This window comes from Nodosilinea sp. E11 (assembly GCF_032813545.1).
Lineage (GTDB): Bacteria > Cyanobacteriota > Cyanobacteriia > Phormidesmidales > Phormidesmidaceae > Nodosilinea.
In genome coordinates, this window is the sequence record NZ_CP136514.1 from 466,019 (window position 1) to 481,844 (window position 15,826).

Sequence of the window (15,826 nt, forward strand, 5' to 3'; positions counted from 1 at the left end):
ACGTCTGCCTAGCTCTCAGCCCTTTTACCCTAAATTATCTACCGCCAGAGTCATTGAAGAGCGCTAAGTCTCCGCGATCGCCTCATTGGCTATCATCGGGGCAGCGGCAAACAACTGCTGCCACCACCGCTGCACCTCCAGCGATGAGGCCTCTAGCAGCGCATTCCCCTGGGCGATCGCCTCCGCATACTGGGCCTTGGCCTCATCCCCACAGCCACCCGCCTCCACATGGCGAACAACCGACTGCACAATCGGCAGTGCAATACCCACCCCAAACAGCGCATTGAATCCCAAAATCACCGCAGGAGCCGACAAAACCACCACAATCTCAGGGAACAGCGCCATCACCGCCACCAGAATGAGAAAAAAGATCGGCGTAGCAATGCCAGCGCTAACCGCTGCCGCCACGATTTTGTCGCGAAACTCATCCACCGTAATGTCGCCCCGGTAGAGGTCTAGGGTGTAGGCCAGCGCCGTCACCAGCGCCTGAGTCAGCACTGCCGTGCCCGTGGCCGTTAGACCCAGCCGTGCGATCGTCGCCGAGTTCTTCAGCACCGAATCCACGGCGTTGTAGAAGCGAATGTAGGTCTGTTCGCCCCCCGTCATCGTGGCCGCGCCGCGCCGAATATTGTCTGTGCCCAGCTCCCACACAATATTCTCAGCCCCATTGCCACCCCCCTTAGAGTGAGCGTGAATGTGGCTGCCATGCTTATCTGACAAAAAGACCCGAATATCGCGCTCGCTGGCCCCGAGTTTAGACGTACCCGGAATTTTGTCGAACAGCCCCATCATGTCGGCATCCGATCGCGGGGCATCGCCCAAACGGGTGCCCGCCCGTTGCAATCGCCGCGCCAAGGCAGGCATTTCCTGGGCCAGCGCTTGAGCCGTGCGGGGCAGGTCTTTAAGGGCATTGGCGGTGACCATGCCGGAGGTGCCTAGGGCTGCGATCGTCCCCTGCCACTCTTCTAGAGCCTTGCCCATCGCCTCCAGGCTTTGCTGAGATTGATGCTGCCCGGTCTTCTGTAGATCATGAAGGGTGGCTAGGCTAGTAACGGTCAGCGTTTGAGCGGTTTGCTGAGCGCCTTCGCCAACAGTTTTGACGTACCCAATCGCATTGTCTAACCCCTCAGCCCCTTGCTCAACAGTCTTTTGGGCAACCTGCTGGGCCTGCTGCAAGGCCTGTGCACTGGTAGTCGCTATCTCTTCGGTTGCCTGCTTGGTAACCGCAACGGCTTTATCAAGGTGGTTGCCGATGTGTTGCTTTTTCTCCGATGCCGCGTCTGCAAGCTGTTTAGCGTGATCCCAAAGGTTCATTGCGTTATTTCCCCAAGCGCAGGGGGCGAAAGAGTCGTGCTAGTCGAGATAGTTCCCTGCCACTAGATTGCCCTGGCAGATCGATGGGATATTGCTATTGCCAAGCCCTTTGCAGAGTCCTCACAAACAGGGAAAGAATGGTGCTACTTGAACGGTCATAGTTGTGTGATCGCCTCTACCTTCTCCTCCTCCGCTACATCGAGGTATCGCTGTAGCGCCGCCATCGATGACCACCCGCCCAAGTCTTGGATCGCCTTCAGCCGCACCCCTGCCTTATCAAGCCGGGTTGCCCAGTTGCGCCGGTTGCTGTGGGTGCTATAGCCGCGCAGGCCCAGGCGATCGCACCGCTCATTCTCCACATTGCCGCTGTGGCCCTTGACCCAACGGAACTCGACCTGGTGCTGTTCACAGAGGCTTAGGAGCTGCTGCCAGAGGTCAGCATTGACTGCTGAATGAGTCTTAGTTCGCATCCATCCTTTAGACCGCCAGCGCACTGCCCAGCCCTTCATGATGGCCTCGACGACATACTTGGAATCAGAGTAGACGGTCACAGCGCACTGATGCTTTAGTGCCTGGAGGCCAACGATCGCCGCCATCATCTCCATGCGGTTATTTGTTGTCAGCTGATAGCCACCCGATAGCTCTCTTTGGTGTTCACCATAGAGCAGCACTGTTCCATAGCCGCCGGGGCCAGGGTTGCCGATGCAGGCTCCATCGGTGTAGATGGTAACTGGTTTGAGAGGTTGGGCCATGATTATAGTTAGCAAACTTGAAATTTTATTTCATCAAATTCTTCGATTTCGACTATGGATGGTATCAATCATCATTCATGAATTTCAGGAATATCATCCGGTGTTAATTTAGTCTGAAGCTGAGGCGTGGTTTCTACATTAGTGTAGCTGTAGCCTTCGATTTCACTAAAGCTGTCAAGCAGTCTGCCCAAAGCTTGAGCATATCTGACAGCTTGTTCTTCAACTTGCCTTCTCTTTTTGCGATTGCTTACTCGTCGTGTTGAACCTGTACGACTGCCGTTAGGGCCTTCTAAGTCGATCCACTTAACCTCAACTACTGCAAAACGACCTGCCCCATCAGTGAACAGTAAATCACCTTTTCCTTGTTCCGCTCGACTAGGCTCAACTTCCCACTCATCATCAATAAGATAGGAATAGTCAGGTATAAAGCTAGCGCTATTGGTTACAAATTTTTGTTTCAGGTAGCGTTCATTATTTCTATCCCAATCTCGCCCCTTAAAATAAGCTCTAAGAACACTGTCACGGTGTTTTACTTCTATTTGATTCATCACTAACTATTTTGATTGCATCGAGAGTTTTGACTGTCTAGCTTGGGGTTCGATACTGTGATTGGTTTTACTGTCCAGTGCTTCACTTTTTCCTAACGCATTAACCACGGCAGCATTCCCTCCAGCCACCAAATGCAATTCATCTTGTGCCCTGGTCATGGCCACATACAGTTGCCTTCTCGCCAGCGATCGCACATCCAAAGCCTCAGCAAAACAATCCTCAAACTGCTCGACCCACAGCAGTAGCACCGCCTTGAATTCCAGGCCTAGTGCCGATAGCGTAGTGATCACTCTCACCCCTGGCTTACGGGCGCTGTAGTTGACCTTGGTTTCCTGATTCTCGGTGACCCAGTAGACCGGCAGGCCCAGGGCTTCTAGGCGCTTCAGCATGGAGTTAAACAGAGCCTTATCCTGATTCTTCCGGTAGAGGATGGCAATCTCTGAGGGGCTGTATCCCAGCATCACCAAGCGCTGCACCTGTTCCACTGCCACATCTACAGCCTTGGCTCTAGTGCCAGCTTGGTAGAGGGTTGGTCGTTGCCCCTGGCGCAGGGCGGCTTTAGGCTCAACGGTGGGGAATGTGGCATCGTCTGTGAGGTCTTGGTCAGTATTGCGTACCACCATCCAGGCGGCTTCTAGAATCTCGCGGGTGTTGCGGTAGTTCTGAGCCAGCTTCATCGTGCGGCCCTGGGCCTTGATGCCGACAGATTTCCAGGTGAACTTAGCCCGATTGTAGAGGCTTTGGTTGCCATCGGAAACCACCACTAGATCGCCATTCTCTGGGTCTTTGAGACCAGCAGCGCAGCACTCAAACCATTCGCGGGTGAAGGTGTGGGCCTCATCTACCAAAATGGAGTCCCAATGTTGTTCTGGGGGGAGCTGCTGGAGGGCGGCTAAAACGTGCTGACCAAGGATTTCATCGTAGTTGTCCTGGTTATTGAAGCGAGGCAGTCGGCCCAGGATTGACTTGGCCCAGTCGTGGAAGTGCATGACCTCAATGCGGTCTTGGTACTGGGGGTTCATCGTGTCGCCATGGAGGAGCGACCTGAGGTGGGCGGCCAGCGTGATGTTGAAACACAGGATCAAGATGCGCTGGTCGAGTAGGCGGTTGGCCAGCACTTTGGCACGAGCCAGAAGGATCAGGGTTTTGCCAGAACCAGCCACTCCAGAGATAAGCCGGTGGCCATCCTTCATATTGCGGGCCAGCCGCTCTTGGTCGAGGTCGAGGGGCACAACGGCGGTACTGCCTTCGGGCAGGGTCACACCAGCAGGCACGCTCTGGGGGCCAGCAGGCTTAGTTTTAATAACGGTTTCGGGGTGCAGACAGCCCTTGATCGTATTCACCTGGTCTAGCGTCAACGCTGGGAAGTCGAAATAGACCTTGAACATATCCCGCAGCCGCTGTACCAGCATCTCGTGGCTGTAGTTCTCCCACTCCAGTAGTTCATCCCGGTAGGCGACCTGGGGCTGCTGAAGGAAGTTGTAGATGTGTTCCTCATGAGCCTGGGGTTCGGTGATGTTGCTCATCACAGCAGCGGTGCCCACGGGGAAGACGAGCTTGCCCTCATAGTTGCCGTCTGGGTTGCGGAGGATAGGGTAGCCCTTGAAGCGCTCAGCAGCGGTGCAGAAGTAACCGTGGGCCTGGCGAAGGGGTGATTGGTGGCTCTCGATGCCCTGCCTACCCTTGACCCTAAAGAATTGCTCCCCTGCCTCAATGACGTTGCCAGCGAACCACCCCTTGACCTCAATAATCAGCAGGCCAAAGGTGGGGCTAAGGATGGTGAAGTCGGGGTAGAGGTTGCCTTGTAGGCGGGGCTCATACCAAACAGTGAAATCCTCTGACAGCTTGGTTTTTAGGACGTTGAATAGCGCCTTTTCGCCCTCGCTGGACTTGGATGGGATGGATTCGGGAATGGTGAGAGCCATAGATGCTGGGATGGGCCGGTGTAATTAGTTATCCCCAGAACAGAGGCAAAGCTTAGCAGGCACACCGTAAACACACCAAAAAGCCTGTTAAGTTAAACCTCGGGTAATGGCAGTCGCAACCAAATAGGAAGATGATCGCTCACCTCATGCTCAAATTTTCTAAAGAAGTCTTTCTTGTCTTGGTTAGTTAAGCTCTCGATAGGCGGAACCTCAAGGGCTTCACGAAAGAGTTCAACAAAATTCACGACACCATAATCTGGGCCTTGGGGTGGTTCAGGCCCCATCTCTGGGTTTTTATCATAGGAGGGAAGACGCGGATCATGGCTGAACAGGCCAATGTGGTCGAATGTCTCACTCAAACGTGCATTGGTACGGAATGGTTCAGTGAAGCCTTTGTGTATATCCAAAAAGGGAAAGTTTACGTTGATACCGCTGCCAGCGGCCTGCATATTTTGATTAAAGGTCTTAATGTGTCTCTCAATGCGAGGTCGATCTCTCGCTGGATTGCTGAAGCATAAATTGAGGTCGCCCATGAGGATAAAATTTGGGAAACTTGTATTGTCTTTCTCCTGTACCCCACCTAGAATCCACTCCATTAGGGCATCAAATTCTTGACGGCGATCTTCAACGGAATTGCCAAAATAAAGATGAGCATTGACCGCCATAATTTGATAGGGCTTTGTTTCGGGGTGCCCGACTATCTCAAAGCTGGCACTGAAGGGCTGACGAATAAAGTTCAAAAAGACTGGAATCTGAACCTTTGGGGCTTTCGGCTCAGGGCCAGTAGGGTTTTCCTGCCATGCATCGCGGGCCTGAAGATACTTGACGTAAGGCGTAGCTGTTTCTACCAGCACTTTGTAGTTGTCAACAATAGTCTTGAGAACCTTTGTGCGGTCATAGGAAATATCAGAAATGATGTTGCCTAGGTGAATGAGGTTTCGGTTATAGATAAATCCCAAACGTTCACCTAGTCCTTGCTCACCAGGGAATTGCCCAGTTTTATCGGAAACAACAGACCTATACTCAGGCCCCATAAGGCTCACCAACTTCTCAAAGCCCTCCAGGTCACCCATAATCTCTTGAACGGATAGCAAATCAAAGTGTTTACAAATGTGGGCGAGGAAGTCCCAGGTGTTTGTACTTCGACTGCTGGCCTTGCCTAATTTACGAATATTGAAAGACCCTAGTACAGCAGAGCCATAGGTACGCCGAGGAATGCCATACTTATAGGGATCGCTTGCCAAAATAGCATTAACCTTTGACCATTCATCAGCAGTTAAATCAGCCATTGGTTAGACCTTGAGAATAGTCCTATGGTTTAAGGATAGTGGCTTTGGCAGGATTAGGATTAGAGCTACCTGTATTTAACTAATGTTTGTTAATTAAACTTCTACAATTTTTTCCCTGCTGCCACTTCAGCGACTACCATCTTGCCCTCTAAAGACTTCAAAATGGCTCTGGTCGATTCCTGATACAGATCGGCCAATCTAGCGATCGCCCCCCTCTAGAGAAGTTATTAGCTGAGGCGGAGTTACCCAAGCAGAGGTTTCTTTCTCTGGCCGGTTCAAAGGGCACATCATGGGCCTGTGACAAGGCTCTGCGGGAAACGTTGGACTACCTGGGCATTCGGGGCGTATCTACCCATAGCTTCCGGCGATCGCTGCTGACAATGATGCATTTTGAGAAAGGATACTCACTGCAACCGACATTCCGCAGGTTGACGAAATGGATATTTAGGGCAGTTAGGGTAAGCTCAGGGCACGCATTGGGATCGCGCGTTGAAGATAGAGAACCTGGATCACTTAGGCTTAGTCGCCGCGCTTGTGGATGAGATCGGGATGGTAGACCTCGCCGACGAGCTGCTCGGCAAGCATAGCTTGAACCACATCAGCCCAGGGCAAGTGCTGAAAGCGATGATTCTCAATGGGTTGGGGTTTGTCAGCGCGCCGTTGTACCTATTCAGCGAGTTTTTCGAAGGCAAACCCGTAGAGCACCTGTTGGGGCCTGGCATCACAGCGGCGCATCTCAACGATGACCGCCTGGGGCGAGTGTTGGATCGCCTGTTTGAGTACGGCACGACGCTGTTTTTTCTGAAGGTGGCGATGCAGGTGGTTCAGCGCTTTGGGGTCAGCGTTAGTCAGGGGCACCTGGACTCAACCTCCTTTGCTCTCGACGGCGAGTACCCGTCTGCGAACGGGTCTAACGTAGCGTCAGAGACCGATTCCGAGGCCCCCCAGGCGATTGAGATTTGTCGGGGGTATTCGAGAGACCATCGCCCCGACTTGAAGCAGTTTTTGGTCAATTTGATTTGTACGGCCGACGGTGGCATTCCGGTGTGGTTTAAGGTCGGCAGCGGTAATGAGACTGACAGTCAGACCTTTGCGGGGCTGATGGCAGCGTTTGCTGAGCAATGGGAGACGCCTGCGCTGATGGTGGCTGATGCAGCGTTTTATAGCGAACCTAACCTCCAGGCAGTAGGGAGTTTGCCGTGGTTGAGCCGGGTGCCTGTGACCCTCAAGGCTGCTCAAACCCTGGTCGATAGTAGCGTTGACTCCTTGACGGAGATGCCCTGTGAGCTGGAGGGCTATCGGCTATGGGAGCAACGGCAGACCTACGGCGGGGTGGAGCAGCGCTGGATTCTGGTGGAAAGCCCACACCGTCGTGAGTCGGACGATTGGCTAAAGCCCCTCGAAAAGGAGAAAAAGGGGCTGCAATGGCAGTTGCAACAGCTGTGCAGCCAGACCTTTGCCTGTAAGCCCGATGCCATGGAGGCGCTGATGCGCTTTCAGGACACCCTCACCGGCTACAAGCTCACTCAAGTCGCGCTGGTGCCGGTTGCCGCCAAGCACCCCCCCGGCCGGCCCAAGCGCGCTAACCCGTCAGAGCCAGCCACGATAGGGTATCAGTGGCAAGCGACCCTGGAGCGCACGGCTGAGTACGAGGCCCAGTGCCAACAGCGCCATCGTCGTTTCATCCTGGCGACCAATGTCCTCGACGCGCAGGCCTATCCTGCCGACCTGCTGCTGCGCGAGTACAAGGAGCAGCAGCAGGTCGAGCGCGGCTTTCGTTTCCTCAAAGACCCCCTCTTCTTCACCAGTAGTGTCTTTGTCAAAAAGCCCCAACGGGTCGAAGCTCTCGCCCTCGTGATGGCCTTGACTCTGCTGGTCTACAGCCTCGGTCAGCGCCAGCTCAGAGCCCAATTGGCTCAAGCGGGTGAAACGGTGCTTGACCAAAAGAAACGCCCGACGTCCATCCCGACCTTTCGCTGGATTTTGCAGACGTTCCAGGCGATTCACCTCGTTTCGATAAACGCAGTTCAGCAGGTCAGCAACCTATCTGAGGAACGACGCAACATCATCCGTCTCATGGGCTTCCCGGCCTGCCGCTACTATCTCCTAAATTAAGTCCTGGCAACCTGCGGAATGTCGGTTCTTCTCCTTAACCATGAACATCAGCGACAAAGGTGTCAAAAACCTGGTTGACTGACAAAACTAATCGGCGACATAGCAGTACGTGTGTATTTTGAACTCTACACGGTACGTGCGTTGGTCATGCTGTTTCCGTGACGCCATGGCGGGTTCAGGATCGCGGTTATGGATGAATCTGACATGATGAATGAGTTGCCACCCGTTCTCTAAGGCCGCTTTCACCCAATCCCACCCAATGCGAAAGTAGCTATTGCCGCGAAACCAATGCGGGTCAACCCAGCGACGTTTGCCAGCAGCGACCACCTCAACCCCTTGGGCGGTGACATACAGGGTGGCGACGGCCAAAAGGAACCAAAGTGCAAAATCGCATCAACTTCGGGCTCTTGGCCGCTTTTGGTGATCCATCCAAGGAGAGCTATAGACAATAGGGGGATCCATTCTCGCTTCTGCTAACCCTATGGACCTCATCTCGCATCTACTCCCCAGCCAAACTGAGTTGAGCTTGCAGCACTGGGATTGGGATACGGCCACCCAGCAGGTCACGGTTTACCTTGCCTCTACCCAGGCCGTAGTTCAGTGTCCTCTCTGTCATCGCCCGAGTCACCGTATCCATAGCCACTACGACAGAACCCTGAAAGACTTACCGGTTGTCCAATTTAGTCTGACGATAGTGCTGACAGTCTGTAAGGTTTTCTGCCTCAATGACACCTGTCCTCGACGGATTTTTACCGAACGCTTACCCGGAATCGTGGCCCCGTGGGCCAGGCGCACCATTCGTTACGCAGATCATCTCAAAGCAATAGCTCTAGCCTTAGCGGGTGCCGCTGGGGCTCGCCTGAGCGAACAGGTTGGCTATGGGCATAGTCGCAACTCAATGCTGCGAGTCATTGCGAGCCTGCCATTACCGCAACTAACGACCCCAAAAATTTTAGGGGTAGACGATTTTGCCCTACGCAAGGGGCACAACTATGGAACGATTTTGGTGGATCTTGAGCAGCACCAGCCCATTGCGTTGCTTCCGGATCGTACGGCAGAAACCCTTGAAACCTGGCTCAAAGAGCATCCCGGCGTCGAAATCTTATCTCGGGACCGTTCCAAGACCTACAAACGAGGGATGAGCCAAGGCGCACCGGAAGCAATTCAAGTGGCGGACCGCTTTCATCTGTTGCACAATCTCGAAGAGACGTTGGAAACAGCATTTAAGGGACACCACTCAGTCCTCAAACAGGTTGAAAAAGACCAGCTTCAGGCTGATGGTCTCGAGGTTCCGCATCCCTCAGACCTACCTGAGGATCCACAGTCTCTAAAAGCGCTCAACCGGGCTCATCGTTTGGAGACGTATGAGCAAACCCATGCCTTACGGCAGCAAGGATACGCCATTAAAGACATCGCCCACCATCTCGGTATTGGCAAACGGACAGTCTACAAGTATTTGGCCGTGTCAACCTTTCCTGAACGACAACCCACTATTCGTCAACAGGGCAGTGGATTGGAGGCCTATAAACCCTACATTCAGGATCAATGGAACCGGGGACAGCAACAGACCAAAGCCCTCTTTCACCAGATCCAACAGCAAGGCTATCAGGGAAGTTACTCAACCCTGGCCCGCTATACCCATCAGCTGCGTCAATTACCGGCTGCGGGCCAACCTAGCCCAGAATCTCTTAACGATTTGTCGGGCCGGGGGCCAGCCCCTCCCCTCTCAACCTCTCCTCAAAAGCCCTTGAGTGCTCGCCGAGCAGCATGGCTGATCTTACAGCGAACAGAAACCCGGACAGCTGAAGACGATATCTTATTAGAGCAGCTGGCTCAACAGCCCGAGTTATCGGGGGCTATCTCGCTGGCCCAAGGCTTTATAAATCTCGTTCGGCAGCGGATTCCCAGTCAGCTGGATGCTTGGTTGCAGGCGGCTAAAACCAGCTCAATCAAATCGTTTCAAAGCTTCGCCAAGGGGCTAGAGGAGGATTATGACGCGGTCAAAGCCGGGATGATGTTAGAGGTTAGCAATGGACCGGTAGAGGGGCAGAATAATCGGCTCAAAATGCTGAAACGGCAGATGTTTGGGCGAGCTAACTTGAAGTTGTTAGAGAAGCGGTTTATTTTGACTAGCTAAACGGCTGTGATTAGAGGACCGCCAAGGGGGGCAGTTTTGAGCCTCACCAAAAGCGGCCAAGAGCCCGAAGTTATGCAAATACGCACCAAAGCCGGGAGAGGGCGCAGAGCGAGCGAATCTCAGATTTCTGGAAATTCCAACCGTTGGATTGGTCGTCGAGAAACGCCTCCTCGATATCGAAGCGCAAGCCGTATTCCTCGAAGGTGTGCAGGCCGGTGGGTTCATCGCTGACGATGGCCCAAAACTCACCGTTGACACTGTTACAGCCAAAGGCCACATGCACTGGGCCATACCACTCGCCTTTGTGGAGCTTAACGCTGTGCCAACAGAACGCCTCCCCCCGCTGAAGGTGAATGTCCTTTAGTTGGCACCACCCATGACCCGCCCGCCAAATCCAAGTATTTCGCTTCACCCGAATCCGATAGTGCCACCCTAACTGAGTCGTCATTACGGTCATAGCATCGGTGTGAATAAAGCCTCGGTCGGCGAGCACCACCACCTTCACCCCTTGAGGCAATCGGTTGGCGGCTTGATGGAGCATCTCCCGATACTCACTAAAGGCGACCGAGGCACTGCGGTGCTTGAGCACTCGCCACACCACCGGTAAGGCGCGTCCACGATGCACGACGGCGAGGCGCACTAAGCAATATTTGTCCCAGAACAGTGAGGTGTCCAAACTCAGGTACAAACAGTCCTCACCCCAATCCGCTAACGCGGCCTGAATCAACGGCTTGTATAAGCGATGGACGTTCAGGCGACTGTTGTGCAACCAGCGGCTTAAGCGCCGTTGTTTACTTTGCGCCTGCACCCCTCGACACGGGACATAGGGCAGCCACCGCGTCAGGCTGACCTCCCCGCGCTGGAGCAAGGCCACCACCATCCAAAGACAGGTCGTCAGATGGCCCCGATGTGCCCAGGGCACCGATTGACCCAGCCAAGCGTTCAAGGCATTGTAGAGGGGGGAGTTTTTTTCACAGCGTTCATGGTTTTGAGTGGTATCTAAGCTTAGAACGCTGGCTCCCCCTTCATCCCTTCAATCTCTGAAACTACGGCACAGCAAAGCATCCAGCTACCTGCAATCAACTTTTGTCAGTCAACCAGGTCAAAAACTCATTCACCATCAACGGGGTTGGGACATTCACCTCAACCCCTGACAAAAAGCCAAAACCGCCTACCCAATCAATTCCTGTGCTGATTCTTTTGCCAAATTAAATACATCAGCTTCTTTAGCAATCTGAGTTAAAACTGTTGCCCCTTCGAGAAGCATCATGAGCTTTATAGCTAATCTATCGGATTCTGGAATGTTCGCAGAGTCTGCCAATTCTTGTATGTAATTAGTCATTAGTTCCTTATGCTTGGCACATACGATATGGATAGGTGAATCGGCAGAGGGAAACTCAGATGCGGCCTTAACGAATGCACAGCCATTAAAATCATCTCTTTTGGCCCAAAGCTTGTATGCATCGAAAATAACAAGCAACTTTTCAGAAGGCTGTACCGGTGAATCATCTACAATTTTTACAAGCCATTCTCGAAAGTCCTTATCATGCTTACTAAGTACAGCTACGACAAGCGCATTTTTTGATTTAAAGTGCTTATATAAAGTAGTTTTAGCTACCTTTGATTCGGCAAGAATAGTATCGATGCCAGTCGAATGAAATCCATAGCGAGAAAACAATTTCAGTGCACTAGTAATCAAACGATCACGAGGTTTATCACCCATATATTTATTTTTCTCATAATTCAGTATTGTAAAATCTTGATAACTTCAGACTCGATGAATTGTATTAGCGTCGGCTCAGTAAACTTGGAGCAAGGAAGCAAGTTTGAAATACCGATAATTGATCAATTATGAAATGCAGTCCTCAAAAACCTAACTCCTTATAGATCTAAGTTTACCAAAAGATGTCGTAAAGTGACATTAGCACTGTGTATCGGTAAGGCTTTCTGGAATTGAGTCTGAGAAATTTAACCAGCAGACCTACAGGGGCCTATGGCATTTGTCGGATGATACTTAGTTTGGCAACTGCATGTCAGTAATAAAGAGCGGTGAGGCCAAGGCCCAAGTTGAAGGTTAAAACTAGTGGAAATGGGTGTTTCACAACCAGCAGCTACGCCCGCATGCAATTCGCTCTGCCTGGAGCAAAGCCGTAATTGACAAAGTGATGGCAGGTTTTCTCTACAAGGGTGTTTGAAAAGTCGGACAGGGTCAAAAATCAGGCTAACCGCTTGACCATGCTACGGATCATGGCAAGATAAATGAGGATTTCTGAGGTTTCCGGTAACCGTTCGTAGTCTCGCACCAAGCGTCGGCATCCCATGAGCCACCCAAAGGTGCGCTCGACCACCCAGCGCTTCTTAAGCACGGTAAATCCTTTGGTCTGCTGGGACCGTAAGGCGACCTCGACAATCCGTCGCGGAAGTAGGTATACACCCGTCTGCCACGGGGAAAGTCCCCGGGTAGCGCCCGCCATCGTACATCCTCAACCAGTAGATATATGATGGCGTTGAGGGTAGTCATAAAAAGGTAAGGATGGCTGTAATCCTCTTTCTGAAAGAGTTTCGACCAATGAGGCTAAGTTCTGAGTGCTGAAGTATCCTGGCTATTCACAGGATTTCAACCCACAATCCACGGGAAAATAAGTATTCCAGCCCTCAACGGGCATATATACTTAGCGCCTTCGAGAAGGATGTAAATCTTGATATCCCTTGCTGTATATAAGATTCAGCCATCCTTACCTATGGGGCACTACCGCGTTGAAAATCTCCCACAGATCCTCGCACCGGGGCGTTTCCAAGGCTTGGCTGCTGGCAGTCAAGCAGGGACTTAGCTCTTCAAATGAAGGACTAAATTCGGGTCTCCTTTCTAGTTGGATCGGATAGCGCCCAACTAAGATGCGCTTTTTTCAAAAAGAAATAAACGTAAACCTAAGCCGATTAGAGTTACTCCTGCTATTTTTTCTGTCCAATGTGATGAGAGAAAATCTCGATTAAACCGTTTATAGGAGGAAAGCATTGCAACCAACGAAAACCAGAAGAATGCTAAAACAGCTATCGTGGATCCATAGATAATTTGAGCTTGTATTGGTGTTGACGGTTGTACGAACTGAGTAAATAGTGCAAGAAAGAAAAAAGTTGCTTTTGGATTGAGCATATTTCCTATAAATCCAATTCTAAATGCTTGAATTCGGCTCATATCTCCTGATTTCCTAGATTCAAGTGAGATCCTTTTTTTGCCGCTGAGAATTATTGATCTAATTCCTAAATATACTAGATATGAAGCACCCAATAATTTGAGGATATTAAATAACAGAATAGATTGAGAAACGATTGCTCCAATACCTACTAAAGTATAAGAAGCGTGAACCATATTCCCCACTCCAATACCAATAGCCGTGTAAATCCCAGCCTGACGAGAGCAAGCAACGCTATTTCGGAGTGTTAACACAAAGTCTGGCCCTGGAGTGATCACGGCGACCAGCCCCACTATAAATATGGATACCCAGTCAAGGAGAAAGAGTTGAATAGTCATCAAAAAATAATCTCCAAAGTGTTTAACAATCTTGCTTTCTTCTAGAATTTAAAGCCATGTCTCTAAGTGCAGTTATATTTATTCAACTTCATCCTCAGAAGAGCTGCTAAGACTTTCAAAAACAACATCTATTGCAGTCCAAAGCCCCCAAACTTCTGAAAAGCATCTTGGCCAATTTTGACATCCCCCATCAATGAATTTTTGCAAGTCGTAAGTTTCGTTTACCCAGTTTTTGTTTTTAGGAAAAGCATGGTGATATGAGTGAACAGGCAAGTTAAGGCACAAAACCAATTTCCTGGTCATAAAATATCCAACATTTTCAAGAAGCCAGTTAAACCAGGAAAATGGAGCCTCTAGAAAATGTTCAGTAGGGGGTACAGAGCCTAAGAATCGGCTCATGCATTTTCCTAACAACAATGACTTAGGAGATTCGTTGTGATGAGCTTCGTAACCCCAAACGTGTTCCGAAAGAAGCTGCAGGAGTGCAATCACCTGAAAAGACACCTGGATAGGCACAAACCAAAATGCAAAAAATGCCCACGAGGTTAAGTAACTCATTCCCATAAGAATTAGACTATAACTTAGTAGGGAAATGACTCTGGGTTGTATTACCGACGCTTTTTTATTCGGCTTAAACCTATTAATTAAAGTCCTAACATGAAATCGGGGAGAAAATACGGTTTGTCGTAGATGGTGCCAATAGAAACTTTTACTCTTCCCAAGAACAAAGCCTAGCTCTTCAGTTATGTAAATTAAATTTTCGGGATCTTGATCAATCGTGGCTAGTTTTTCTGGACTATGATGTGTTGCGTTATGATAGTTTTGAAACTCTTCAAACTCTGTTATTTGGACTATAATTGATATTAAATTTCCGACAAAGTCATTTAAAGGTTTACTTTCACTAAACCGATTGTGAGCACAGTGGTGTGCTATTTCTCGAAACTGTACAATGCCTGAAATAGTAAGAAACCATGAAATTAAAATTAAAGGAATATCTTTAACTGTAGCATCAATCCAAAGCCAGACAATTATGCCAGCAAAGAACTCTATGAATCCAAGTCCCAGCTCTAACCAAGGGTTGCTTTGCAGAGGTGAAGCTTGATTGTCATAGGGCTTCCCCGTTAGCCAGTCAAAGTAAGTCTGGGTTGCCCTATGTATTGGCAATGGAAAATGTTCAGTCATTTTCCAAATCTTTTCACGAATATTAAATTTGTTTCCGTACATGTCAGGAAAAATAGCATCGTGAAATCTAGAGCTATGGTCTTCGATCAAGCTTATCCTGCCAGAGTTGGGCAAGCAATTCATGATAAAAACACCTTGAGTGAAACTTGCGAAGTACTGCTTAACTAGTGGGAGTTTGAACCTTTGGCCTTAAAAGCGAATATTAGAACGCGGTCGTAGATAAACCGCCATCAATAGAAATATTAGTGCCAGTTATATAGCTGGAGCAATCAGATGCTAAAAAAGCTATTAAATTGGCAACTTCATCTACAGTGCCTAATCTTTTTGTGGGTACTTTCTGTATCAATAAATTCTCAACTACATCGTTATCCTGCTTTAATTGACTTGCATAGCCATTTAGAAAGCTCCTAAATCTTGCAGTCTTAATGATTCCTGGACTTACTGTGTTTATCAACACGTTTTTGGAGGAAGTGTATTGAGATATTGATTTTGATAAATTTATTAGGGCAGCGTTAACGGCACCAGCTTGAATCAGAGGAAGGGATGGTTCCTTAGCAGCAATACCTGCCAAACTCACTATTCTTCCCCAGTTATTTCTCTCCATGATTGGAATAACTAACTGAATCATTCTTATATAACCAAAAAGTTTACCGGTAAAAACAGTTTCCCAGTTTTCGCCTGGAACCTGCTCTAAACCCCAAGCAAAACTAGGGCCAGCGGAGGAATTAATTAGAATGTCAATTCTATCAAACTTAGCGATTACTTCTTTCACCAGCCTTCTACATTGTTCTTCCTCACCTATATCGCATTCGAAAAGAAAAATTTTCCCTTCGCGAAGTGCCTCTAAAGAATCACTATATGCCCTTTCTAAATTGGATAGGCTCCTGGAGCAGGCAACCACAAAGCAACCTTCCTTTAGCAACAATTTAGCTGTGGCTTCACCTATTCCGCTGCTAGCACCAATTACTAAGGCAACCCGTCTTTGTATAGCTAAATCCATTCAGACAAATTCCCCTCAATTTTTTGACGTA

General features: G+C 49.9%; 13 protein-coding genes and 2 pseudogenes. 2 read left to right on the forward strand and 13 right to left on the reverse strand.

Annotation, left to right across the window (positions count from 1 at the left end):
• Nucleotides 1-63 precede the first annotated feature (63 nt).
• The 6 genes and pseudogenes from RRF56_RS01880 to RRF56_RS01905 form a co-directional block, all read right to left on the reverse strand.
• Entirely contained in the window at nt 64-1,314 is a 1,251-nt protein-coding gene (locus RRF56_RS01880; protein ID WP_317033707.1) for a hypothetical protein, read from the reverse strand.
• 155 nt (nt 1,315-1,469) lie between these two features.
• Nucleotides 1,470-1,649, reverse strand: a complete 180-nt coding sequence (locus tag RRF56_RS01885; RefSeq protein ID WP_317033736.1) for a tyrosine-type recombinase/integrase — start codon at nt 1,647-1,649, stop codon at nt 1,470-1,472.
• Nucleotides 1,629-2,066, reverse strand: a pseudogene (rnhA, locus tag RRF56_RS01890) (ribonuclease HI); the annotation flags it as partial. The gene RRF56_RS01885 and the pseudogene rnhA, both read right to left, overlap by 21 nt.
• 71 nt (nt 2,067-2,137) lie before the next feature.
• A complete protein-coding gene (locus RRF56_RS01895; protein WP_317033708.1) occupies nt 2,138-2,614 on the reverse strand; it encodes a hypothetical protein in 477 nt (158 codons plus the stop codon).
• Nucleotides 2,615-2,620: 6 nt separating this feature from the next.
• Nucleotides 2,621-4,540 (reverse strand): DEAD/DEAH box helicase, encoded by a 1,920-nt coding sequence (locus RRF56_RS01900; protein ID WP_317033709.1) that lies wholly within the window; start codon nt 4,538-4,540, stop codon nt 2,621-2,623.
• Nucleotides 4,541-4,632: 92 nt separating this feature from the next.
• Nucleotides 4,633-5,829, reverse strand: coding sequence for an endonuclease/exonuclease/phosphatase family protein (locus tag RRF56_RS01905; RefSeq protein ID WP_317033710.1), 1,197 nt, complete (start codon nt 5,827-5,829; stop codon nt 4,633-4,635).
• A 489-nt stretch (nt 5,830-6,318) separates the two neighbouring features.
• Between RRF56_RS01905 and RRF56_RS01910 the strand changes: the two genes are divergently transcribed.
• A complete protein-coding gene (locus RRF56_RS01910; RefSeq protein WP_317033711.1) occupies nt 6,319-7,944 on the forward strand; it encodes an IS1634 family transposase in 1,626 nt (541 codons plus the stop codon).
• A gap of 87 nt (nt 7,945-8,031) precedes the next feature.
• Here the strand turns inward: RRF56_RS01910 and RRF56_RS01915 are convergent, their stop codons facing one another.
• Nucleotides 8,032-8,313, reverse strand: coding sequence for a hypothetical protein (locus RRF56_RS01915; RefSeq protein ID WP_317033712.1), 282 nt, complete (start codon nt 8,311-8,313; stop codon nt 8,032-8,034).
• Nucleotides 8,314-8,425: 112 nt separating this feature from the next.
• Here RRF56_RS01915 and RRF56_RS01920 point away from each other — a divergent pair, with 112 nt between their 5' ends.
• Nucleotides 8,426-10,081 (forward strand): ISL3 family transposase, encoded by a 1,656-nt coding sequence (locus RRF56_RS01920; protein WP_317033713.1) that lies wholly within the window; start codon nt 8,426-8,428, stop codon nt 10,079-10,081.
• A gap of 70 nt (nt 10,082-10,151) precedes the next feature.
• Here the strand turns inward: RRF56_RS01920 and RRF56_RS01925 are convergent, their stop codons facing one another.
• The 6 genes and pseudogenes from RRF56_RS01925 to RRF56_RS01950 all read right to left on the reverse strand — a co-directional run bounded on the left by RRF56_RS01925 (nt 10,152) and on the right by RRF56_RS01950 (nt 15,795).
• Nucleotides 10,152-11,027 carry a transposase gene (locus RRF56_RS01925; RefSeq protein WP_317033714.1) on the reverse strand — a complete coding sequence of 292 codons (876 nt, stop codon included), beginning with the start codon at nt 11,025-11,027 and terminating at the stop codon, nt 10,152-10,154.
• Between the two features lie 225 nt (nt 11,028-11,252).
• Nucleotides 11,253-11,804: a TetR/AcrR family transcriptional regulator gene (locus tag RRF56_RS01930; protein ID WP_317033715.1), complete on the reverse strand. Its 552-nt coding sequence runs from the start codon at nt 11,802-11,804 to the stop codon at nt 11,253-11,255.
• A 493-nt stretch (nt 11,805-12,297) separates the two neighbouring features.
• Nucleotides 12,298-12,483, reverse strand: a pseudogene (locus tag RRF56_RS01935) (transposase); the annotation flags it as partial.
• A 488-nt stretch (nt 12,484-12,971) separates the two neighbouring features.
• Nucleotides 12,972-13,613, reverse strand: a complete 642-nt coding sequence (locus RRF56_RS01940; RefSeq protein ID WP_317033716.1) for a LysE family translocator — start codon at nt 13,611-13,613, stop codon at nt 12,972-12,974.
• A gap of 78 nt (nt 13,614-13,691) precedes the next feature.
• Nucleotides 13,692-14,885 carry a fatty acid desaturase gene (locus RRF56_RS01945; protein ID WP_317033717.1) on the reverse strand — a complete coding sequence of 398 codons (1,194 nt, stop codon included), beginning with the start codon at nt 14,883-14,885 and terminating at the stop codon, nt 13,692-13,694.
• Nucleotides 14,886-14,997: 112 nt separating this feature from the next.
• Entirely contained in the window at nt 14,998-15,795 is a 798-nt protein-coding gene (locus tag RRF56_RS01950) for an SDR family oxidoreductase (protein ID WP_317033718.1), read from the reverse strand.
• Between the last annotated feature and the right edge of the window lie 31 nt (nt 15,796-15,826).

Bases quoted from the DNA above. Each gene is read 5' to 3' on its own strand.
- RRF56_RS01950 (WP_317033718.1), bottom strand. From the start codon at position 15,795: ATGGATTTAGCTATACAAAGACGGGTTGCCTTAGTAATTGGTGCTAGC.
- RRF56_RS01940 (WP_317033716.1), bottom strand. From the start codon at position 13,613: ATGACTATTCAACTCTTTCTCCTTGACTGGGTATCCATATTTATAGTG.
- RRF56_RS01930 (WP_317033715.1), bottom strand. From the start codon at position 11,804: ATGGGTGATAAACCTCGTGATCGTTTGATTACTAGTGCACTGAAATTG.
- RRF56_RS01905 (WP_317033710.1), bottom strand. From the start codon at position 5,829: ATGGCTGATTTAACTGCTGATGAATGGTCAAAGGTTAATGCTATTTTG.
- RRF56_RS01895 (WP_317033708.1), bottom strand. From the start codon at position 2,614: ATGAATCAAATAGAAGTAAAACACCGTGACAGTGTTCTTAGAGCTTAT.
- RRF56_RS01920 (WP_317033713.1), top strand. From the start codon at position 8,426: ATGGACCTCATCTCGCATCTACTCCCCAGCCAAACTGAGTTGAGCTTG.
- RRF56_RS01900 (WP_317033709.1), bottom strand. From the start codon at position 4,540: ATGGCTCTCACCATTCCCGAATCCATCCCATCCAAGTCCAGCGAGGGC.
- RRF56_RS01880 (WP_317033707.1), bottom strand. From the start codon at position 1,314: ATGAACCTTTGGGATCACGCTAAACAGCTTGCAGACGCGGCATCGGAG.